The following is a 23,182-nucleotide window of genomic DNA, read 5'->3' on the forward strand; positions in this document are numbered from 1 at the left end:
TGTTTTTAGCCCAGATAGTAGTGAAAAGCTTTTTGAAATGCAGTTACATTTTATTACAAGAAAAAAGCGACCAAAGAGAGCTCCTTTTATTGTTTATAAAAATGTAAACGAAATAAAAAAACTTGTAACAAATAGCTGGATTTGCTTCTGAAAAAAAATCAGAATAAATTCAAACAAAAGAGCGTCAAAAAAAAATTTTTCTGACGCTCAAATATAGGTAATTTTTATTGTTTTGCATTTGAAATAAAATCTTAAAATTTGAAACAACTAACGAAATTGTTTTCGGTTTTTTCAACTTTTGACTTTATGACATTTGACTTTACTACTAGAATTTATTCTCCGTAAGATGCAGCAATAAATTCTTCGTAAGTCACTTCTTTAGTAGTTGGGTTTGCTTTTTCTTTGAATAATTCTAATAATTTTTCAGCAACAACTTGGTCTGAAAGTCTTTTTACTTCGTCTTGGTTTGACAAAACTCTTGCTACAATTCCTTGTACTTCTGCGTCAGTAGGATTTGTTTGTCCGAATTGTGCCATTTGCTGACGGATATTTTTTGTAGTGAATGTTTTCAAATCTTCAAAAGTGATTTTGATGTCAGATTGTGCCATAGCTCTACCTTCGATCAATTGAAAACGCAATCCTTTTTCAGAACGTGCATATTCAACCTCAGCTTCTTCTGGAGTTAATTTTTTCTCACCCACAGTTTGCAACCATTTTTTCAAGAACTCAGCTGGTAAATCAAACTTAGTACTTTCAATTAAGAACTCCGTTACATCACCTAATAATTTTTGATCTGCTTGAGCAGCAAATTGGCTTTCAGCATCTTCTTTGATTTTACCTTTTAATTCTTCAAGTGAAGAGATTGTTCCAGCACCAAACAATTTATCAAATAAGTCTTGGTTTAATTCTGCTAACTCAGCTGTGTTGATAGCTTCGATAGTGAAGTTTACATCCACCTCTAAACCGTGAACATCATCATGATTTACTTTCATGACATCCATTAACTGGTGGTCGTCTTCAAATAAACCTTTAGTATTTACAGTTACCACATCACCTACTTTTTTACCAATGAATAAATCAAAAGTTGCTTTATCTTTAAAAAGATCTGCAGCAATTGTAGTGGCGTTATTAATTCCTTTTTCTTCGTTAGAGAATGTTCCAGTTACATCAGCTCCTTCAACAACAGTCTCTTGTGGAATTGCAGTTCCAAATTGTTTTTGGATTCTTTCTACTTGACCGTCAATTAATTTATCATCAGCAGTAACTACATATTTTACGATGTCGTTTTTAGCTTCTAAATCCAATTCGAAATTAGGAACCAAACCGATTTCATATTCGAAAGTCAATTCTTCAGCACTCCAATCAAAGTTTTCATTCACTTTAGGAAGTGGAGTTCCAAGAAGGTTCAATCTCTCAGACTGTACGAAACGCTCAAGTGCTAAATCAACCACTTTCTGAACTTCTTCTTGTTTAATAGCTTTACCGTATTGTTTTTCAACAAGGTCTTTTGGCACAGCACCTTTTCTAAAACCTTTAACAGTTGCCAAAGGCATTTTTTCGTTTATTCTTTTTGCTACTTGACCTTTATAATCCATATGAACAACTGTCATTACAATTGTTTCATTTACAGCGTCTATTGCTACTCTTTTAATATCCATCTTCTTCTTTAATTTACATTATAAATTCGGAATGCAAAATTATAAAATTTTTACAAGCCAACCAAGTATTTTATCAAGACCCTTTTAATCAAATTTATCTTTGTAAAATACTAAAAAGACCATTTAAACACCTTCAATTTTTATGAAATAATTGCTATTTATCTAGTCAATAATTATCATTCCACACCAACCAATGCTTCCAACATTTATAATTCAAAGTAAAAAAATAATATTTACACACAAGAATAGAGTCTGAATATTAAATAAAATACTGATATTTAACATATCTCATTGTATTTGTTCAAAAAAGACACTTACAGAAATAAAATCAATACTTATTATTTTTTAATTTTATTATTGCATTAAAAAACAACGATTTATGAAAAAAAATTACTTATTTCACTTATTATCTATACTATTTTATAGTAGCCTGAATGCTCAAAAAATCCAAATTAGCAAAGAACAACTCACTCCACTTACACATTTTGAAATCAATGCTGATTATGGCAAACTTGTAGATGGCGTAGTTGGATTAGACAATCAATTTACATATGCACCTGCAAATAATACTTCTACTATATCATGGCCTCATAAAGTACTTATTGACCTAAGAGGAACCTACAACATTACACAACTTAGGGCCCATGATGGATTTTCGTCTCCAACAATCAATTGGTATGCCGGAACATCAGCAGCAAACACCAATTTAATAGCTGGACCTATTAGCTTAACTGGCTTTAATAGTTACAACACTCAAAACGTTACCGCAAATGGTGTCAGGTACATTATTATTGAACAACTTGAAAATCTTTCGCGATTTCCATCAGAAATTGAAATATACGGAACTGCCATATCAACTATCCCTTCTGTAACAGCCACAACAAAACCCCCTATTGATGCAAAACAATTACTAGGAAGTAATGGCTACATTACAAATGACCCTATATATGCAGGGCTTTTTACAGGCTACAGATGCTTCTCTGAAGTAGACATGTTCTTTGACTCCAATGCCAAACTTATGGTGTCCCCATCAAATACAGGAGGCATTCATTTTAAGAACAACATGACAGCTTTAAAAAATGTAGGAACAGAATCTATTATTGTACTACAAGAGTCCCCTTTATTTTTCATGAATAAATCAGCTACAGAACATGACAGACAATACAAACCAATTGCTTGGAATATTACAAACTACAATATCCCCTCAAACTGGCAAGAAATTGCAAAAGTGTATTATCGTTTAGCAGGCTATATTGGCAGTCAAAAAATACCGCTTTCTGACATGAATTTCAACACCACGCCTCAATACACTAATCAAACTGTAAACATTGCAGAAAGTGGTCTTGGTTTAGCAAATTGGATAGAAGTATTAAATGAACCTGACAAAACCTGGGCTATACCTCAAACAGCAGGCTACTACTCCCCTTTTACACTTGCATCGCTTATGTCTGCAGCTTATGATGGACACCAAGGCACAATGAGCAAAGCCGGAATTAAAACAGCCGATCCAAACTTAAAAGTAGCTATGGGAGGTATTTACAAATTGCAATACGAATACATCAAAGCTATGCATGAATGGGCAAAAGCCAATAGAACTGACGGGAAATTCCCTGCTGATGCAATAAATTTCCATCACTATAACAGCAACAGCGCAAACGGAGATCAAGGTGGAGGAACAGGAGCATTACATCCTGAACAAGGACAATTAATCACACAAATGCAACAAGTAATTGATTACCGAAACAAATATTTACCTAATGTAGAAATCTGGCTTTCAGAATGGGGAATGAGCACCAACAATGGACCATTACAAGTTCCAAACTTAGCAAGTTATGGTAATAAAGAAGATGTTCAAGGAGCATGGATGATACGCACTTATCTAGCATTAATGAAATTAAACATTGACAAGAGTTACATGTATCAAACTATTGATGAGGATGACCCTAACAACAACTCTACTTTTGGAGGAGTAGGAATTCTAAAACATGGCACTATAGAAAAAAAGCGCTCCTATTATTACGTTTCAGATTTCACAGGTTTATTTAAAAACAAAAACTATAAACTTAAATCCGATTTATCAACAACAAATGTAAGAGACTATGTTTTTGAAGACATTACAGAAGGCAAAGAAATGCGATTTGTATGGTCTCCAACTGGTAATGAAACTACCATACCGAACTATAATGTAACTATTGCAGGCACAAACATTACCGGTTATCAATTTACCGGCCAAGCACATGGAATTTCGAATTACCCAAATTCTAATACAATAACAGTAACAGAGATACCCAGAGTATTCATTTACAACACTAACACATTATCTATAGATGAAATTGAAAAAGAAAATTTAGTAACGTATCCAAATCCAACTTTTGGTAAAATTCACATTAACAAACCTGTGAAAAGTATTGCTATACTTAATATTACAGGACAAACACTCGAAACTATAGATATGTCAAATAAAAATACAAGCATTGATCTAAAAAATCATTCTGCAGGAGTCTATATTTTAAAAATCACAACTGAGGAAAACAAAATTAAATACACCAAAATAATCAAAAAATAAAGTAACTATTTAAACAGTAGTAATACCAATTAAGCACGAATCACATACTCCAATTTTGAAATGATATATTTTTAAACATGAATAAAATAAATCAACTCTAAAACAAAAAAAGCCTCGAAAATTCGAGGCTTTTTTGAATGTGTGTGAATTATTGACCTAATACATCAAAATTGAAAGTTTGTAGCCCGTAGCGGAATCGAACCGCTCTTACATGGATGAAAACCATGCGTCCTAACCGATAGACGAACGGGCCTGCATTATTTCGGATGCAAAAATAGAAACTATTTTTTAAAATCCAAAAAAAATTACTGATTTTTATAAAAAAAACAAAAATTACATGGAATAAAAATCGCAACTCTTTGATTTATAATTCCTAAAAATTTAAGCAATTTATTAAAAAAAATAGAGTTAGAAATAAAAAAAAGCTCTTAAACCTGACCATCTCTTCAAAAAAGAAACATTAAAAAACACTATCCAAGTAAAAGCACAATCCAGTTCACTAAAGAATCAACTGAATTGCACATCTTTATTTTACTTTAAAATATTAAAGAAATTATACTCCAGGTTAAAGTAAAAACCATTAGGAGCGGTTCTCATCATAGAACTATACAATTCATATCGGTAAGCCACATCAATTCTTGCTTGACTGTTTATTATGAACTGAACTGAAGGCACTACATCTAGAAATGATTTTCCATTTTTATTCAATGTTTGCCCTAAAAACTCAATCATTGTATTAATGTTGGTCTGCTTAAAATTAGTGTATTTCTTAGGGTACATCAATTTACCAATAGAAAATGTGTAATTAGTGGCATTGTCACTTAAACTCTCTGGAAAGTCATAATTAGGTTTGTTATCATACACTTTTTCAAAACTTAAACTTGAACTAAGAGCTACTTTTTTGATGAGCTGCGTGGCTACCAATCCGGTTTCAAAACCCGTGTTTTGTCCTTGAATTTCAATTTGCTCTTGATGAATCTCAGCCTTATTAAAACTACAGCGTCCGTAAACAGCCATCCTAAAATGACTTTGCACATCATCAGTTGAAAGAAACCTATATTTAGCATACATACTAGCCCCTTCTATGTTTAATCGATTTTCTCTACTGCTCACAAAAAGCGTTGTACGAACCATCACATTTTTATTAATTCCTAAAGTTGCTTCGGGCATCATGTGGTAGTTGTATCCTGACTCCATTTGTTTTTTAAAAATAGATTGTCCTATACGAATTCCCAAAGATCCAGCAGGCACATTACTTGCAGGATCCGTGACAACAAAAAGCTCTTGAGCATTGATACTCGTTACAAAAAGCAGTAATACCGCACTAAATAACTTCATTATAAAACTCTTTTAATATGATAATCTTCTTCATTATCAAGTACATAAGTAGGGACTTTTGAAAATGTTTTTTGCATTTTTTTAAATTCCTTATGCGTTAAATACCCTTTATCATAGACTTTTACCTTCGTGTCTTCTGTACTATTTTTCCAATTCTCATCAAGAATAACATAATTCGACTCTTTCTTTTTGAGATCATCTGGCGAGAGTACCAACTCTAGCGAACCTATAAAAAACCCTGCTTTTTCAACAGCATCTTTCAACATTTTTGGCGTAATGGCATTGTTGTTTTCGAAGGCTACAAAAAACGAATTGGTATTTAAATCCGTATTTACATTGACTACTCCATTCATCGCTTTTAATTGCTTGTTTATAGCATTCGAACACATTGAGCACGTTAAACCTGTTGCTTTTATTTCGGCTTTTTGCATTTGCGCCAAACTGGTAAAACCGCATAACAAAACGAAGCCAATAGACATGGCTGCTTTTAAATTATCTCTAAACATCTTGTTATTTTTTTAAAAAGGTTAAAATTACCTCTTCAGTAGGGTTTGTAGCTACTAACTTTCCAGAAGCATCAAACAAATATGAACTTGGCAATCCCTCTACTCCAAAAAGCAATGCTGTTTTTGCATCAAAACCATTTGCATCTATCAATTGCGGATAGGCCAATTTATCTTTTTCAATAGCAGCAATCCATTTTGCCTTATTAGTGTCCAATGATATCCCTACTATTTCAAAATTGTCATTTTTATGAGCATTGTAAAAGGGAACTAGTTTTTTATTTGCTTGTCGGCATGGTCCGCACCATGAAGCCCAAAAATCAACCAAAACTACCTTACCCTTAAATGATTCAAGAGTTACTGCAACGTCAGTATTGTTATATAATTGAACATTTGGCAACGCATCGCCGGTTTTAATTTGAGCATTGGCTAAAGCCAAATTAAAAAATATACTGAGTATTACTATTATATTTTTCATTTTAAATAAGTTTAAAAGATACCTACCTATTGAGCAAAACACAACTTAATAAGTAGGCACTTGATTGAATTATTGTGTTTTATTTTTGTTTTTTAGCAACTCGATCGTACTGACAACATCCGTGAAGACTATCATAAGCTGCAACTGGAGCTGAATGACTGTCGCTGTCATAGCCTGCTGCAGCAATTCTTTTTAAGATTTCGTCTTGGTTTGTTTTGGCAGGATTGAATACTAAGGTTGCCATTTTAGTCTCGGTATCCCATTGCACTTTAGCAATGTTTTTTTGGTTGCCAGCGGTTTCAATATTTTTTTTACACATACCACAGTTTCCGTAAATTTTCACTGTTTTGGTCACTTTATTAGTACTTTGTGCGCTTACTATTACTGATAGCATTAGTACTAAGGCTACTATAATTTTATTAAATGTTTTCATCTTGATTTATTTTTTTGAGATATAATGCCGCCAAATCACCATCAATACATAAAAATGTATTGTTGAATAAATGACACGACAAATTTTTGATTTTTTTTAAGCTAATTTTTCTTAACAAGACAGACTTTTGGCTGTCATCAATACAATTATGCTATTTTTGGCGGAAGCCAGATGGATTTATACCCTGAAGATACGAAGATATTGGAATAATAAAAGTTCTGTTTTTTTGTAGAAAAATCAAACAGAGGATTATTAAATTCTAATTGTAAGCCGTTTGTCATTCCTAGATAAACAAAAGAACCACCACATGTAATGCTTTTACAAGCTCCATTGCAGCCGTCATGAGATTCTTTTTTTGAAGACTGTTTTTTAGAACAACAATCTTTTTTTTCTTTTTTAGCTGTACTTTTTTTTGCACAACACGTCATTTCCCCTTTTTGATTACACGCCATAGCTGCTGTAGGACTCATAAAGAATCCTAAAAAAACTAAAAGCAATATGTACAGGTTTTTTGACATTGTATTCAATTATATTTTACAAAGGTATTTATTAATCATTTACAACACAGCATCTTGTTGCTAAATGAGTGTTAAAATTTATTTTTTACTTATTAATTCCTAATAAACCATTCATTATAGATTGACTAACTGACAATAATACACTAAAAATAACTGCCGTTAGAAAAGTATCTATCCTAAATCCATCTACTAATTTTGAACATAAAACAATCATAAGCGCATTAATTATCAACAAGAACAATCCTAATGTAAGCACTGTAACAGGTAAAGTTAAAAGAACAAGAATAGGTTTGATAAAAATATTTAACAATCCTAAAACCACCGCAACAACTAAAGCTGTTGTAAATCCATTTACGTAAACGCCCGGTAAAAAGTTTGCTAGTACTAAAACTATTATTGAAGTGATGATAATTTTTAGAAGTAAATTCATTGGATGAAGGTTTTATTTAAAATTAAAATTCTGTTTTTTTAAAGTTATAACATTAGATCAAGAAAGAAACTACCACATTATAAAACATCGTTGGATTTTCGGCATGAAGCCAATGCCCCGTTTCTGCTATGGTTTGTATCGTTGCTAATGGGAAATACTTTTTTATATCATTAAAATCACTATCTAAAATGTAATTCGAATTCCCACCTCTTATGAATAATGTAGGTTTAGAAAATTGTGCATGTTCAGGCAAAGCTTGTCCTATCTGGTCTAAATTTTCATTAAAAGCTGCTAAATTAAACCTAAAAGCCAATTGACCAGGCTCTTTCCAATATAGGTTTTTCAATAAAAACTGTCGGGTACCAAAATCAGGAATAAATTTTTCAAGAATTGCCTCAGCATCACTACGAGTTGGTTTCTTAGAAAAATCAACAGCGTTTAAGCCCGCTAAAATAAGTTGGTGGTGTTGCGGATAAAATTTTGGCCCTATATCTGCAACAATTAGCTTACTTATTAATTCGGGATGTGTTGTAGCCAGTGTCATAGCTACTTTGCCACCCATACTGTGCCCGATGATATAAATAGAGGACAACTCATGTGTTTGACAATATTCAAAAACATCTTGTGCCATAATTGCATAACTAAATTCACTAGAATGTAAACTTCTACCGTGATTGCGAAGATCTAGCGTGTGAACTTGAAAATGAGCTGCAAATTGCGTTGCCAATGATTTCCAATTGTCTGACATGCCCAAGAATCCATGCAGAATTAAAAGCGGTTGCCCTGAACCTTCTATTTTTGAAAAAAGCATATGCTATTATTTTTTTAAAATTTAAGTGACCCTTAATTATTTCAACTTTCTTAAATACATATTCACCACATTATCAAATCCTAAATAAAGAGATTCCGAAATTAAGGCGTGACCAATGGAAACTTCCAGTAAACCCGGAATATTCTCTTTAAAAAACTGAATATTATCTAAACTTAAATCATGACCCGCGTTAATACCTAATCCTAGTTGGTTAGCGATTTCAGCCGCTTTAATGTAAGGGTCAATTCCTTTTTTGTTCCCCAAACTGTATTGGTACGCAAATTCCTCGGTATATAATTCTATTCTATCAGTTCCTGTTTTTTGAGCCCCTTCGATCATGGCAGCAATGGGATCTACAAAAATAGATGTTCGAATGCCGTGACGCTGAAATTCCTGAATCACCTCGGTCAAATACGACTCATGTGTAATGGTATCCCAACCTGCAGAGGAAGTAATGGCACCAATGGCATCTGGAACCAAAGTAACTTGTGTAGGTTTACACTCTAATACCAAATCTATAAAGTTATGCTGTGGATTTCCTTCTATATTATACTCTGTATGAACAACTTCTTTTAAGTCACGTGCATCTTGATACCTAATATGGCGTTCGTCAGGTCTAGGATGGATGGTGATTCCTTGTGCACCAAATTTTTGTAAATCTGTAGCTACTTGCAAAAGATCAGGAACATTACCACCACGAGCATTACGTAACGTAGCTATTTTATTAATATTTACACTTAACTTTGTCATTTATATCGCTTTTGTTTTGATAGTTGATTTTATGATTACAAAAATACAAAGTAAAACTTAGGAGATTTTGCTAATTTTTGATTATTTTGCAAGAAATATTGCAGATTGATTTATGACAGAAATTACAGAGTTTATAACCAACGATTTTAAGGCTATTGACAAACAAGAATCTATAGCTACGGTTCAGGATTTTTTTAGTGAACTCCACTACTCTCACTTTCCCGTTATAGATGAGGGTGTATATATAGGTAGCATTCCATCAGAGGATATAGAAACATTTGATGGCACTAAAAAAGTAGCCGATTATCGCTTCACCCTTGAAGGTTTTTTCACAAGAACTAATATGGTTTGGCTTGACGTACTTGAAGTTTTTGCTAGAAACAAAACGAATTTAGTACCCGTTCTAGATGAAAACAATACTTATGTTGGGTATTATGAAATGGAGGATGTTATGCGTTACTTTCATGACACACCCTTTTTAAAAGAGCCAGGAGGGATCATTGTAGTTAAAAAACCAGTGCTTGAATACTCAATGAGTCAGATTGCGCAAATAGTAGAGAGTAACAATGGCAAACTTTTAGGATTATTTGTTTCTGAGGTTGAGGTCGATAATGTTATTGTAACTTTAAAAATTACTCTTGGGGCCATGAATGAAATTATTCAAACATTCAGAAGATACAATTACACTATCCTGACAGAGCATCAAGAAGACAATTACATCAACAATTTAAAAGAACGCTCTGATTATTTAGACAAATACCTTAATATCTAGAGCAAAATTTCACATTCAAAAAGTGTTATACCTATTATTCAATAAAACGTTTATTCAAAAAATATGAAAGTTGCTATCTACGGTCAATATTATCAAAACAGCACAGAACCAATTATCAATGATATCTTTGATTTTTTCAATAAAAAAAAGGTTGAAATGGTTATTGAAGTTCAATTTTTGAAAATATTAAACGACAAGAAAATTGTAGAAAAGACATACAATACCTTTAGTAAACACACTGAATTAGACAGTAGTTTTGATATGTTGATTAGCATAGGTGGAGACGGCACCATATTGAGAGCTGCTACGCTAGTGAGAGACTCTGGTATTCCAATATTAGGTATAAATGCAGGCAGATTAGGCTTTTTAGCTACAGTACAAAAGGAAAACATTGCAGCATTTATGCAATTTGTAATTGATAAAAAATATACCATTTCAAAAAGAACTCTCCTGAGTTTAACCTGTACACCCTCAAATGAAGCTATTGAAGAAATTAATTTTGCAATGAATGAAATAACAGTGAGCAGAAAAGACACCACTTCTATGATCACTATCGACACGTATCTAAATGGAGAGTTTTTAAATTCATATTGGGCAGACGGACTCATTATATCAACCCCAACAGGATCAACTGGATATTCATTAAGTTGTGGTGGACCAATATTAACTCCTGATGTAAAAAGCCTTGTTATTACACCAATTGCACCACACAACCTAACAGCAAGACCACTTGTTGTGCCAGACGAAACAGAGATAAGATTAAAAGTATCTGGTAGAGAAGAAAATTATTTGGTCTCATTAGATTCAAGAGTCACCTCTATAAAAAATGAATCGATATTAACCTTAAATAAAACACCATTTCAAATTAATATGGTTGAAATACCCGAAGAAACTTTCCTAAAAACACTTCGTAACAAATTACTTTGGGGTCAAGACAAGCGCAATTAAATCATTTTACTTAAAAGGCTATACGATTTTATCAGTTTTTTACGTTTAAAAGAAACAAACGCCTTGTTTAAAGAACGTTACTATGTGAATTATTAAAAAAATACACATTTAACAGATTGGGCATTGTATCGAATTGATAATTATTATATTTGCACGCAATTTTTGAGTTAATGAAGAAGATCTTTTATTTATTATTATCTATTATTCCCTTTACTAATGTACAATCTCAAATACATGAGGTTGGTGTTTTTATGGGCGGTAGCAATTACATAGGTGATGTAGGAACAACAACTTATATTGCACCAAATGAAACTGCTTTTGGTTTTTTATACAAATGGAATAAAAGCCCGAGGCATTCCTACAGGTTTTCATACAATCAATCTCACGTTACTGCTAGAGACCAAGATTCTAAAGAAGGAAGTAGAACTAATAGAGGTTATGATTTTAAAACAAATATTCAAGAATTATCATTAGGCCTAGAGTTCAATTTTTTCGACTTTAATCTTCATGAATCATCCACTAAAATTACTCCGTATGTGGCATCCGGTATTAATTATATCTTTGCTGATTATAACTTAAACAACAGCAAGACTGGATTAAAAGTAAATGGAAGAACAGAAAGAAAAAATTCTGTTGCAATACCAATGATAATAGGAATTAAATCAAACATTACACCACATTTCATATTAGCTTTAGAAACAGGTGCTCGATACACCTTTAGTGATAATATTGACGGTAGTTTTAATCAAAATTTTGGGAATATAAATAATAACGATTGGTATGTTTTTACAGGAGTAAGTCTTACATACACTTTTGGACAAAAACCGTGTTATTGCAAAGAATAAAAATGAATTTATTAGAGAATATAGACACCACTAGATTACCCAAACACTTAGCCATCATCATGGATGGTAATGGACGTTGGGCAAAACAACAAGGATTTTTACGCGCTTTTGGTCACGAAAGCGGCACTAAATCCGTAAAAGTTATTATTGAAGCTACAGCTAAATTAGGCATTGAGTGCCTAACATTATACGCATTCTCTACTGAAAACTGGAATAGACCTAAGCTTGAGGTAGAAACCTTAATGAAGGTTCTTATAAATTCATTAAAGAAAGAGTTGACCACACTACAAAAAAACAACATTAAGCTCAATGCAATAGGCAACTTAGAAAAACTCCCTAAAACAGCTCAAAAAGAATTACTTGACGTTATTGAAAAGACCAAAAACAATACTCAAATGACTTTGACTTTGGCGCTAAGCTACGGCTCAAGAGAAGAACTCGTTTCGGCCGTAAAAAACATCTGTAGTAAAGTTAAAAATAATATAATTTCAATAGACAATATTGACGATTCCATTATTAATGAGCATCTTTACACGCAAAATTTACCAGAGGTAGATTTATTAATACGAACAAGTGGAGAACATAGGATAAGTAATTTTTTGTTGTGGCAAATAGCCTATGCAGAATTATATTTTACTGATATATTGTGGCCAGACTTTAAAGAACAAGATTTATATGAGGCTATCATTAGTTATCAAAAAAGAGAACGCAGATTTGGAAAAACAAGTGAACAAATTAAATAATTTTTTAGTGTTAAAAAAAAGCATACAATTAGCCCTTAGCGTATTGATTTTCGGGTGTTTTACACAAGTAAAAGCGCAGGAAAGAGTCCCTTTTGATCAAGGAAAAAAATACATATTAGCTGATGTTACCGTTGTAGGCGATATTAGTTTTAACAGTCAGACTGTAGTTACTTTTACAGGACTTCAAAAGGGTCAAGAAATTACAATTCCTGGGGAAGAAGTAAGTACTGCTATAAAAAAACTAGGAAAACTTGGCTTATTTGATGAAATCTCTTTTTATGTAAATAGGATTCAAAACGATAGTATTTACCTTGATTTAAACATTGTTGAATTACCAAAACTAGGTGAAGTAAAAACTGTAGGTGTTAAAAAAGCTAAAGTGGAAGAACTTATCAAAGACAACTCTCTTACAAAAGGGAAAGTTGTTAATGAAAACTTAATAACAACCACTAAAAATTATATTGAAAATAAATATAAGAAAGATGGTTTTTATAACACTAAAGTTAATATTAACACAATAAAAGACACCGCAACTATCAATCAAGTGAATATGCTTGTAAACATTGATAAAGGCGATAAAGTTAAAATAGAAAGTATTGATTTTGTAGGAAACACTAAAATAAGTGACAATAAATTGCGTAAAGCAATGAAGGATACAAAACAAAAGAAATTTACTCGTGTTTTAAAACCTTCAAAATACATTAAAGACAAATACAAATCTGATCTTGAAAAAGTAATAGCTTCTTACAAAGAAAAAGGTTTTAGAGACGCTAGAATAGTGTCTGATTCTATAGTATACAATAAAGATAAAAACCTTTTAAATGTAAAAATCAATGTTGAAGAAGGTAATAAATATTACTTTGGAAATATTAAATTCCTTGGAAATACAGTCTATACCGATCAAGGTTTAGCTAGAGTTTTAGGAGTTAAAAAAGGAGATACTTATAACGGTGTTTTACTTGAAAAAAGAATTGCTGACAAGTCTAAACCAGATGCTGAAGACTTAACAAACTTATATCAAAACAATGGTTATTTATTTTCGAATGTAAATGCTGTTGAAGTAAAGACTGCAAACGATACCATTGATTTTGAGATTAGAATCACCGAAGGACCTATCGCTTATTTTAACAAGATTTCAGTAGTAGGAAATGACAAAACAAATGATAGAGTAATTTATCGTGAGCTAAGAACCAAGCCAGGGGAAAAATACAGTAAAGACGAATTGGTACGTACAGTTCGTGAAATTGGACAATTAGGATTTTTTGATCCTGAAGCAATTGACCCGAAATTTAAAAATGTAGACTCTGGTGCAGGAACGGTAGATATTGAATACAATCTGGTAGAAAAAGGATCTAGCCAAATTGAACTTCAAGGGGGTTATGGCGGTGGTGGTTTCATAGGTACACTTGGACTATCATTTAATAATTTTTCTGCGCAAAATATGTTTAAAAAAGAAGCGTATAAGCCATTACCAATGGGAGATGGACAAAAAGTTTCACTGCGTTTGCAAGCTAGTACCTTTTTTCAAACGTATAGTGTATCATTTTCTGAGCCTTGGTTTGGAGGTAAAAAACCAGTATCTTTTAGTACATCCCTATCATACAGTAAACAATTTTTGAACAATTTCGTTACACAAAGAGCCGATAAAACAAGAAGTTTTGATATCCTAACCTTGTCTGTAGGTCTTGCAAAAAGACTTACTGTGCCAGATGATTTCTTTGTATTATCCCAATCTATAAGCTACCAGCACTATTCGTTAAACAACTACAACACCGGTTTGTTTACCTTTGGTAACGGAACTTCAAGAAACTTATCATACACTATAGGACTTACCAGAAACAGTAAAGGTGTAAACCCTATTTTCCCAACATACGGTTCAGAGGTTAGCCTTTCGGCAAAACTGACACCTCCTTATTCTTTGTTTAATGGAGTAGATTATGCTAACCTTGGCAATCAAGAAGAGTACAAGTTAAAGAATACCGAAAACAGACAAAATGTACCCGATGCTAATGGAAACATTGTAAACATTGGGGATTATATTGATGCAAATGGAAATAAAGTAACTGATTTTAATTTGGCTGCAGCCGATGCAAGTAAAGTTGACCAAAAAAGATTCAACTGGTTAGAATACTATAAAGTAAAATTCAAAGCTGATACCTATACCAAAATTTATGGTAAATTAGTATTGCGTTTATTAACAGAGTTTGGATTTTTAGGAAGCTACAATCAAGATCGTGGAGCAGTTCCGTTTGAAAGATATTATTTAGGTGGAGACGGACAAGCAAACTTTGCAATGGATGGACGTGAAAACATTCAATTAAGAGGATATAAAAACAACTCTCTTACCCCTACAAATGAAACAGGAGAACCCATAGGTGGAACCGTATTTAACAAGTTTTCTATGGAATTACGTTACCCTATCACATTAAAACAATCAGCATCAATATATGCAATTGGATTTTTAGAAGCGGGATCAGCATACAAAGATTTCAAAGCATACAACCCATTTGCTCTTAGCCGTTCTGCTGGAGTTGGATTGCGTGTATTTATGCCCGCATTTGGTTTATTAGGAATTGATTTTGCGCATGGGTTTGATCCAGTACGAGATAATTTACAATCAGTTCATTTCATTATAGGCCAACAGTTCTAAGAATCATTTTTGCAACTTAAAATAGTACCATTATGAAAAAACATTTTACAGTCGTTTTTGTAGTATTTGCATTTGTTTTTCACGGATTGAATGCACAAGTCAAAGGAACAAAACTTGGGTACATAGATATGGAGTATATTTTACAAAATGTACCCGATTATATTGAGGCAAAAAATCAATTGGAACAAAGAACTCAAAAATGGAAAATTGAGATTGATACCAAAAGAAATGAAATTAATTCTCTAAAGGAAGCGCTGAAAGCAGAAAAAACTTTATTAACAAAAGAGTTAATTGAAGAAAGAGAAACAGAAATTCGGTTTCTTGAAAATGAAAATTTAGAGTATCAGCAAAAGAGATTTGGTCCCAACGGAGATTTAATAGCTCAAAAAGAAACACTGATAAAACCAATACAAGATCAAGTTTTCACAGCAGTCCAAGATATTGCAGACCGATTAAAATATGATTTTATTTTTGATAAATCTTCGGACCTAACCATGCTATTTGCCGCAAAAAAATTCGATATTAGCGATCAAGTTTTAAGAGTTCTGACGCGTGCTGAAAAAAGAGAGCAACTCACAAAAAAACAGCTTAAAGATGCTGAGGCAAGAGAAAGTAAAGAAGATGCCGATGCTGACAACGAACTTGTTCAAGAGAGACAAAAAGTTCTAGAGGAGAAAAAGACAGCTCGAGATAAAGCTTTTGAAGAGCGCAAAGCATTACAAGAGCAAAAGAAAAAAGAATTTGAAGATAATAAAAAAAGAATTCAAGAAGAAAGATTAGCTAAAAAAAATGGCACGGTTTTAGCAAAACCAACTTCAGATGACGCAACGAAAACCGCAACAAATGAAGCAAGTAAAACGACCCAAAAAACGGAGGAAGTAAAATTAAATTCAGCCGAAGAGAAAAAGAAAATTTTTGAAGAGCGCAAGAAAGCTTTAGAGGATAAAAAGAAAAAAATCCTTGAAGATCGAGAAGCTCAAAGAAAAGCAAAAGAAGATTTACAAAAGAAGAACACAAATAACAATTAATTACTTAATATTTTAAAACCGATGAAACAAATCAAAACTCTATTAATTGCTGCACTATTAATGTTAGGAGCAAACCAAACCGTTAATGCACAAGCAAAGACAGCTCATGTTGATGTAAGTGAAATTATGACAAAAATGCCAGCAGTATTAGATGGTCAAAAACAATTAGATAAATTGAGTGGTACATATGATGCTGAATACAAAAAAATGGTAGAAGAATACCAAGGGAAATTAAAAAAGTATGAAGCAGAAGCTGCTACTGTAACTGAAGCTATAAACGGTGAACGTTCAAAAGAAGTACAAGACATGCAAAAAAGAATTGTTGATTACAGAGACAATGCTCAAAAAGAATTGCAACAAAAAGAATCAGATATCATGAAACCTCTTATGGAAAAAGTAAGAGCTTCAATCCAAAAAATTGGTAAAGCAAAAGGTTTTCAATATATCGTTGATGGATCTTCTTTATTACTTGCTGACGGACCAAACTTGACAGCTGATGTTAAAAAAGATTTAGGTTTCTAAAAAAATCAAACTTTAAATTATAAAAACTGCTCCTACTATTAAAGTGTGAGCAGTTTTTTGTTTCAATACAGTATTGCAATATTAAATTTAAGCATATAACTTTGTTACTATGGACTACAACAATCAGCCGATAGGAATTTTTGACTCAGGAATAGGTGGCACCTCTATATGGAGTGCTATACACGCATTACTTCCAAATGAAAAAACAATATATCTTGCCGACAGCAAAAATGCTCCCTACGGTCAAAAATCAAAATCAGAGATTATTGTCTTGAGCATGAAAAACACTGATTTTTTAATAGATATGGGTTGTAAATTAATAGTAGTGGCTTGCAATACCGCTACCACAAACGCCATTCAAGAATTAAGAGCCAAATATAGTATTCCGTTCATTGGTATAGAGCCTGCAATAAAACCAGCTGTTACGCATTCAAAAACACAAGTAATTGGCATTTTAGCTACACAAGGGACACTCAATAGTGAGCTCTTTAATAAAACAACTGAAAAATATCATGATACAAAAATAATTGAACAAGTAGGACACGGCTTGGTTCAATTGATAGAAAACGGGCAGATAAACTCCCCAGAAATGACTCTTTTACTAAAATCTTATCTTGCACCAATGATTCGAGAAAACATTGATTATCTCGTGCTAGGATGCAGCCATTACCCCTATTTGATTCCGCAAATAAAAAAAATACTCCCTGATCACATTCAAATTATAGATTCAGGCCAGGCTGTAGCCAAACAAACACAAAACGTACTAAGAGAAAAAGTAGGTTTTACCAATAGTTCGGACTCTGAAAATATATTTTACACGAATACGGATCCAAAAGTACTTCAAGAAATTATTGGCAATGAATTTATCGCCATTAGTAGAGACTTTTAAAGAAAGTTACTCTTCTTTGAACCAGCTCGAATACATCACGTAATTATTAGAGATACGTTCAATTTCGCCAGCAAAATCTGACTGATCAATATCTTTAACTTTCTTTGCGGGAACTCCAGCCCAAATAGAGCCCGAAGTAACAACTGTGTTTTGAGTAATCACAGCCCCTGCAGCTACAATAGAGTTACTTTCTACAATACAATTATCCATAACAATCGCCCCCATACCTATTAAAACATTATCCTGTATGGTACAGCCATGCACAATAGCATTATGCCCTATTGACACATTATTCCCTATAATTGTGGGGTGCTTTTTATAGGTACAATGAATAACGGCACCATCTTGAATATTGACCTTGTTCCCTATAGTTATAAAATTAACATCACCTCTAATTACAGCATTAAACCAAACACTACAATTTTTTCCAAATTTTACATCGCCTACAATGGTTGCATTTTCTGCAACATAGCAATCTTCAGGTATAGCAGGATTTTTTCCTAGAACTGATTTTATAATCATAAGAAAATTAGTTTATGGCCGGACAATTACATGAATATTTAGCTGGCTTACAAAATAAATCAATCCCTAAGGTAATTTGATGATATCCACCGTTATCAAACTGCACGGCTCCCGAAAGTTGAGAATAGGTATAAGCAAACATAAACTTATTAACATTCAACCCCACAATTGGGGTAATATATTGTAATTTTTGGGTTCCAATAGCACCGTTATCATTGAACTGTGCTCCTTCTAAACTACGTCTGTACGAAAGACCACCCCACAAACGTCCAAAATCAATGTTTTTATAAACTTTCAAATTTAAATCTATTGCTTTTTCATTTGTAGCTTCTACTTGTTGATACAAAACAGATGGTTCCCAAAGCAATCCTTTTGGATTACCAAAATTATAGCCTGCACTAATCATATATTTTCTTAGATTGTCACTTTCGTAATCACTATAAATTGCTCTTCTAGATTCGATGGCGTTCTTTACAGTAGCATGAGCATAAAAGTCAAGATAATTATAAGACAAACCAATATCAGTATTAAAATAAGCCTCTTTAAGGATCACAGTTCCATCTACAGAGGGATCACTTTGTCCTGGCTCTAAAAAAGAGGTTTGGTCTAGTTGACTTTGAATAAAACCCGCACTCATACCAAAAGACAGTTGATTAAGATCTACTTCATCTCTAGAAAACATCAAATGATAAGCATAAGTAAGTTTTACACCCTTTTGAGAATGAAATCCATTTTTATCATTAAAAACAATAATACCTGCACCAGCGTTATCACTTATTCTACCATTAAAACTGAGTGTTTGTAAAGCTGGAGCATCTTCCTGATCAAACCATTGCTTGCGAGCAGTAAGTCTTATTTTAGAACAATTTGCGGCACCTGCCATAGAAGGATGAAGAAGGTAATAATTATCAGATAGATAATCGGAATAAACGGGAATTCCCTCTTGAGCAAAAGTATTTTGGCAAAAGAAAAAAACAAGTAAAACAGTAAGTTTTTGATACATCGAAAATAATTTAATTAACCAAATGAATTCAATGGCTATTATAGGATAAAACTAAACCTTGAAACCCTAAACTTGATAACAAAAGTTAATTTCTTCTTTAAAAAATCAAATATAGGTATTCATAGAAAATAACTTTAGTAAATTTGTAAAAATTTCAAAAATCATGAGCAAAATCACCATAAAAGAAACGCAAAACCCAACTATACTAAAATTTGAGTTTGAAGATTTTATAACACAAAATGAAAATTTTGAGTTTAAGAATATTGACGAAGCTAAAGATTCGCCATTGGCTCAAAAATTATTTTATTTACCCTTTGTAAAAACCGTATATATCTCCGGTAATTTTATTGCAATCGAAAGATTTAGCATTGTAGAATGGGATGATGTCAAGGACGCAGTAGCAGAGCAGATTGAACAATTTATAATAGACGGAGGCGTAATTGTAACTAAAAGTGAAACTACTACAAAAAAGCAACCTGTTAATGTTTATGGAGAAACTACTCCAAATCCAGCTGCATTAAAATTTGTAGTTAGTAAAATGTTGACCAAAAATGCTGTAGAATTTAAAAATATAGATCAAACTAGTGCTTCACCTTTAGCAAAGGAATTATTTAAATTTCCTTACGTAAAAGAGATTTTTATTGATGAAAATTATATTTCAATTACAAAATATGATATCAATGAATGGCAAGAAATCACATTAGAACTGAGAAGTTTTATCAAACAATATATTGAAAACGGGGGTATTGTACTAGATGAAAGCTACATTGCAAGCACTACTGAAACAGAAACTATCAAGGCGCAAGAGTTTGATAATTTAGACACCACGTCGCAACAAATTATAAATATTTTAGAAGAATATGTAAAACCAGCTGTTCAGGCTGATGGAGGTAATATAGCTTTTGACTCGTACAATGAGGAGGAAAAACTGGTAAAAGTTATTTTACAAGGAGCTTGTAGTGGTTGTCCATCATCAACTTTTACTTTAAAAAGCGGTATCGAAAACATGTTAAAAAGCATGCTAAATGACGAAAGTATCAAAGTAGAAGCCGTTAATGCATAAGTACTTTTACTATGGTTTAGCATAGATTAAACCCTAGAGTATTATAAACTTTATTTATTTAAAAAAGCGTTTCTATCGAAGCGCTTTTTTGTGTTTTATATAGAATATAAAGTAGTGGCACGATTCAAATTCTCATTCCAATTAAAATAAAAGGTCTGGTTATTCCCAAAATCAACATCCTACAAAATGAGTAAAATCAATACTTTTGACAAATAACAAACATTTTACAACTGATTTTCAATAAATTATTAATAATAGGATAAACTATAATTGAAAAAAAATCACTAACATTGTAGGACTAATCAAATAAAAAATACCATGGGACTAACCTCTTTTTTTAAAAATTTATTTGGCTCTGCCAAAGAAACCACGACTGAATTGGCTAATAAAGCCGAAGCAACACTAGAACAAGCAAAAGCAAATGCTGCACCTTACCTAGATAAAGCCGAAGATTTTATTGAAGACAAACTAGAGCAAGCCAAAGAAGCTGCAGCTCCTTACCTTGAAAAGGCAGAAAACTTTGCCGAAGAAACCATTGATAAAGTTAAAGTACACGCAGCACCTATTGTTGATAAAGCAGAAGAGTTTGCTGGACAAGCAAAAGAAAAAGTAGCTGAATTTGCTGATAAAGCCGAAGAAACTTTAGAAAACCTTACGGATACTGTAAAAGAAAAATTGAATCACACTAGCGATGCAATTGCTGACGGTACCGAAGATGCCAAAAAAGCGATTGAAAATACAACTGAGAAAACTGTAGCTTTAGCTGACGACGGAAAAGAAATTGCTAAAACAGAAATAAAAGAAGTTGTAAATAAAATCGAAGAAGACGCAGATTAATTTAATAAAAAATAAAATAATTGTATTTTTGACCCACAAATCCAACCTTCTCCTATTGAGAAGGTTTTTTATTTTACAATTATGAATCTAGACCCAAACCAAATCACTAGCTACGCTAACACTTTTGCGCAAGTATTAATTGATTATTCTCCAAAATTAATTTCGGCATTTATCATCCTAATTGCTGGATTATACATCATCCGATTAATCAATCGATTTATTAGAACCTTAATGGTCAAGAGAGACCTAGACCCTACCCTAACCCGGTTTTTAGCTGATATTTTACTTTGGGTTTTACGAGTAATATTGTTTGTCTCCTTTATCTCAAAATTAGGGATTGAAACATCCTCTTTTGTTGCAATTTTAGGAGCCATGGGACTTGCCGTGGGACTGTCATTACAAGGATCTCTTTCAAATTTTGCTGGCGGAATGTTAATAATTCTATTTAAGCCCTTTCGTGTCAACGACACTATCGAAGCACAAGGCGTAACAGGGACTGTAAGTGAAATACAAATTTTTGTTACCAAATTAATTACAGGTAACAATCAAACTATTTTTGTTCCTAACGGTGCCTTATCAAATGGGAATATCATTAACTATTCAATGGAAAAAATTAGAAGAGCCGATTTGACTATTGCAATATCCTATGACACCAATATTAAAATTGCGAAAGACATCATAACTAAAGTTTTGGAAAACAACCCTAAGGTTTTAAAAACACCAGAAGCCGAAGTTGCTGTCAAAATACTAACAGACAATGCAATTCAACTTGCTGTTAGACCATGGGCAACAAATGAGGATTTTGGAAATGTATGTGCAGAAACGCTTCAAGGATGTAAAGAAGCCTTTGATAGTGCTGGAATTACAATGCAACCGTTTGTTAAAGAATCATCGTATACATCAAACACTGCAACCAAAAACTAGTAAGCATAATTTACTTTTTTTTAGGAGTAGTTATCATAAAGTCTTTCAAATAATAGGGTTCAAAATAAGCGACATCAACAATGTCGTTTATTTTGAATTTTTCAAAACTAAGAAAACTCATTTCGTTAGCCGAGGGAAAAACTAAAGTTTCTAGAAAAAAATGATTGCTTTTATTGAGTACGTTCTTGCATTTTACAGCACAGTCTCCCACAAAATACAAATCATCTTGAAGCTCATTAAATGAATTCTCATCTATTATTTGAGCCTGAACCTCACGCTTTTTTTCAAGTTTAGAGTCAAATATAGCACTGTAAACTTCCATTCTTCGGGCATCAATCATCGGAATAATTAAACCCTTATTAATTTTAGCTTGTGCTGCAAGAGTTTCTAGCGTATCTACGGCTATCAATGGAATTTCTAATGCAAAACACAATCCTTTTGCAGCTGATACGCCTATACGCAAACCCGTATAAGAACCTGGACCTTGACTAACTGCAACGGCAGATAAATCTTTGAGATTACAACCTGACTCTTTAAAAATTTCTTCTATAAAAACATGAAGTCGCTCTGCATGTGAGTATCCTTCTTCTGCAATTTCTTTACAAAGGATTGTTACGCCATCTTTTGCTAATGAAACAGAACAATTCTTAGTAGCGGTTTCAATGTTTAGTATATAACTCAATTTGGTTTTTGTTTAAATTAAAAATCACAATCACAAAATTAGATTTTATGATTGTGATTTCAAAATGGTAAGTATAATGATTACTTCTTGTCCTTGTCCTTTTTATCTTTATCAGTAGCAATTGCCACTTTATCTCCTGAGTTTAGCTCTTTTGTAACTGTGGCATAAGGTCCTGTAATAATTACGTCTCCTCTTTTCAAGCCAGTCAGAATTTCAATATTAGTATCGTCTTGAATTCCAGTTTTTATGATTCTAATTTTTGCTTTATC

The 23,182-nt window shown here is 32.6% G+C and carries 24 protein-coding genes, 1 tRNA gene and 1 pseudogene; 12 read left to right on the forward strand and 14 right to left on the reverse strand.

Features of this window, described 5'->3' with window-relative positions; translation table 11 throughout:
- Positions 1-332: 332 nt before the first annotated feature.
- A complete protein-coding gene (locus AC061E_RS07995) occupies positions 333-1,658 on the reverse strand; it encodes a trigger factor (protein ID WP_478285754.1) in 1,326 nt (441 codons plus the stop codon).
- 379 nt (positions 1,659-2,037) lie between these two features.
- Between AC061E_RS07995 and AC061E_RS08000 the strand changes: the two genes are divergently transcribed.
- Positions 2,038-4,224: a T9SS type A sorting domain-containing protein gene (locus tag AC061E_RS08000; protein ID WP_478285755.1), complete on the forward strand. Its 2,187-nt coding sequence runs from the start codon at positions 2,038-2,040 to the stop codon at positions 4,222-4,224.
- A gap of 181 nt (positions 4,225-4,405) precedes the next feature.
- On the opposite strand, the gene AC061E_RS08005 is transcribed toward AC061E_RS08000, so the two are convergent.
- The 9 genes from AC061E_RS08005 to AC061E_RS08045 form a co-directional block, all read right to left on the reverse strand.
- A tRNA-Glu gene (locus tag AC061E_RS08005) sits at positions 4,406-4,477 on the reverse strand.
- Positions 4,478-4,755: 278 nt separating this feature from the next.
- Positions 4,756-5,562 (reverse strand): hypothetical protein, encoded by an 807-nt coding sequence (locus AC061E_RS08010; RefSeq protein ID WP_478285756.1) that lies wholly within the window; start codon positions 5,560-5,562, stop codon positions 4,756-4,758.
- Positions 5,562-6,068, reverse strand: coding sequence for a heavy-metal-associated domain-containing protein (locus AC061E_RS08015; RefSeq protein ID WP_478285757.1), 507 nt, complete (start codon positions 6,066-6,068; stop codon positions 5,562-5,564). The genes AC061E_RS08010 and AC061E_RS08015 overlap by 1 nt, the downstream gene beginning before the upstream one ends.
- 4 nt (positions 6,069-6,072) lie before the next feature.
- The gene (locus tag AC061E_RS08020; protein ID WP_478285758.1) at positions 6,073-6,543 is read right to left on the reverse strand and encodes a TlpA family protein disulfide reductase; all 471 of its coding nucleotides are present in this window, start codon (positions 6,541-6,543) and stop codon (positions 6,073-6,075) included.
- 79 nt (positions 6,544-6,622) lie between these two features.
- Positions 6,623-6,976, reverse strand: a complete 354-nt coding sequence (locus tag AC061E_RS08025) for a heavy-metal-associated domain-containing protein (protein ID WP_478285759.1) — start codon at positions 6,974-6,976, stop codon at positions 6,623-6,625.
- Between the two features lie 146 nt (positions 6,977-7,122).
- Entirely contained in the window at positions 7,123-7,446 is a 324-nt protein-coding gene (locus tag AC061E_RS08030; RefSeq protein ID WP_478285760.1) for a hypothetical protein, read from the reverse strand.
- A 133-nt stretch (positions 7,447-7,579) separates the two neighbouring features.
- Complete coding sequence (locus AC061E_RS08035; protein ID WP_086452925.1) at positions 7,580-7,924, reverse strand: phage holin family protein; 345 nt, start codon at positions 7,922-7,924, stop codon at positions 7,580-7,582.
- A gap of 52 nt (positions 7,925-7,976) precedes the next feature.
- Positions 7,977-8,735, reverse strand: coding sequence for an alpha/beta fold hydrolase (locus AC061E_RS08040; protein ID WP_478285761.1), 759 nt, complete (start codon positions 8,733-8,735; stop codon positions 7,977-7,979).
- Positions 8,736-8,771: 36 nt separating this feature from the next.
- Positions 8,772-9,485 (reverse strand): pyridoxine 5'-phosphate synthase, encoded by a 714-nt coding sequence (locus AC061E_RS08045; protein ID WP_478285762.1) that lies wholly within the window; start codon positions 9,483-9,485, stop codon positions 8,772-8,774.
- A 112-nt stretch (positions 9,486-9,597) separates the two neighbouring features.
- Here AC061E_RS08045 and AC061E_RS08050 point away from each other — a divergent pair, with 112 nt between their 5' ends.
- From AC061E_RS08050 to murI, 8 genes are all read left to right on the forward strand, one after another.
- Positions 9,598-10,257: a CBS domain-containing protein gene (locus AC061E_RS08050; RefSeq protein WP_478285763.1), complete on the forward strand. Its 660-nt coding sequence runs from the start codon at positions 9,598-9,600 to the stop codon at positions 10,255-10,257.
- Positions 10,258-10,320: 63 nt separating this feature from the next.
- Entirely contained in the window at positions 10,321-11,205 is an 885-nt protein-coding gene (locus AC061E_RS08055; protein WP_182650702.1) for an NAD kinase, read from the forward strand.
- A 170-nt stretch (positions 11,206-11,375) separates the two neighbouring features.
- Complete coding sequence (gene porG, locus AC061E_RS08060; RefSeq protein WP_478285764.1) at positions 11,376-12,050, forward strand: type IX secretion system protein PorG; 675 nt, start codon at positions 11,376-11,378, stop codon at positions 12,048-12,050.
- A gap of 2 nt (positions 12,051-12,052) precedes the next feature.
- A complete protein-coding gene (uppS, locus tag AC061E_RS08065) occupies positions 12,053-12,793 on the forward strand; it encodes an undecaprenyl pyrophosphate synthase (RefSeq protein WP_086452919.1) in 741 nt (246 codons plus the stop codon).
- Positions 12,726-15,443 carry a BamA/OMP85 family outer membrane protein gene (locus AC061E_RS08070; protein ID WP_478285765.1) on the forward strand — a complete coding sequence of 906 codons (2,718 nt, stop codon included), beginning with the start codon at positions 12,726-12,728 and terminating at the stop codon, positions 15,441-15,443. Before uppS ends, AC061E_RS08070 begins: the two co-directional genes overlap by 68 nt.
- Before the next feature lie 32 nt (positions 15,444-15,475).
- On the forward strand, positions 15,476-16,471 hold the full coding sequence (locus tag AC061E_RS08075) for an OmpH/Skp family outer membrane protein (protein ID WP_478285766.1): 996 nt from the start codon (positions 15,476-15,478) through the stop codon (positions 16,469-16,471).
- Positions 16,472-16,492: 21 nt separating this feature from the next.
- Positions 16,493-16,993 (forward strand): OmpH/Skp family outer membrane protein, encoded by a 501-nt coding sequence (locus AC061E_RS08080; protein ID WP_144889506.1) that lies wholly within the window; start codon positions 16,493-16,495, stop codon positions 16,991-16,993.
- 109 nt (positions 16,994-17,102) lie between these two features.
- The gene (murI, locus tag AC061E_RS08085) at positions 17,103-17,882 is read left to right on the forward strand and encodes a glutamate racemase (protein WP_478285767.1); all 780 of its coding nucleotides are present in this window, start codon (positions 17,103-17,105) and stop codon (positions 17,880-17,882) included.
- A 6-nt stretch (positions 17,883-17,888) separates the two neighbouring features.
- Here the strand turns inward: murI and AC061E_RS08090 are convergent, their stop codons facing one another.
- Together AC061E_RS08090 and AC061E_RS08095 are read right to left on the reverse strand one after the other, a co-directional pair.
- Positions 17,889-18,404, reverse strand: coding sequence for a gamma carbonic anhydrase family protein (locus AC061E_RS08090; RefSeq protein WP_478285768.1), 516 nt, complete (start codon positions 18,402-18,404; stop codon positions 17,889-17,891).
- 7 nt (positions 18,405-18,411) lie between these two features.
- On the reverse strand, positions 18,412-19,407 hold the full coding sequence (locus AC061E_RS08095; protein WP_478285769.1) for a PorP/SprF family type IX secretion system membrane protein: 996 nt from the start codon (positions 19,405-19,407) through the stop codon (positions 18,412-18,414).
- 163 nt (positions 19,408-19,570) lie between these two features.
- Between AC061E_RS08095 and AC061E_RS08100 the strand changes: the two genes are divergently transcribed.
- The 3 genes from AC061E_RS08100 (at position 19,571) to AC061E_RS08110 (ending at position 22,231) form a co-directional block, all read left to right on the forward strand.
- Positions 19,571-20,470: a NifU family protein gene (locus tag AC061E_RS08100; protein ID WP_086452912.1), complete on the forward strand. Its 900-nt coding sequence runs from the start codon at positions 19,571-19,573 to the stop codon at positions 20,468-20,470.
- Positions 20,471-20,788: 318 nt separating this feature from the next.
- Entirely contained in the window at positions 20,789-21,307 is a 519-nt protein-coding gene (locus AC061E_RS08105) for a YtxH domain-containing protein (RefSeq protein ID WP_144889513.1), read from the forward strand.
- 81 nt (positions 21,308-21,388) lie between these two features.
- Positions 21,389-22,231 carry a mechanosensitive ion channel family protein gene (locus tag AC061E_RS08110; protein ID WP_478285770.1) on the forward strand — a complete coding sequence of 281 codons (843 nt, stop codon included), beginning with the start codon at positions 21,389-21,391 and terminating at the stop codon, positions 22,229-22,231.
- A gap of 10 nt (positions 22,232-22,241) precedes the next feature.
- On the opposite strand, the gene tsaB is transcribed toward AC061E_RS08110, so the two are convergent.
- Together tsaB and AC061E_RS08120 are read right to left on the reverse strand one after the other, a co-directional pair.
- Positions 22,242-22,913 (reverse strand): tRNA (adenosine(37)-N6)-threonylcarbamoyltransferase complex dimerization subunit type 1 TsaB, encoded by a 672-nt coding sequence (tsaB, locus tag AC061E_RS08115; RefSeq protein WP_478285771.1) that lies wholly within the window; start codon positions 22,911-22,913, stop codon positions 22,242-22,244.
- 80 nt (positions 22,914-22,993) lie between these two features.
- Positions 22,994-23,182, reverse strand: a pseudogene (locus AC061E_RS08120) (efflux RND transporter periplasmic adaptor subunit); the annotation flags it as partial.

This window comes from Flavobacterium sp. GNP011, from assembly GCF_056428925.1.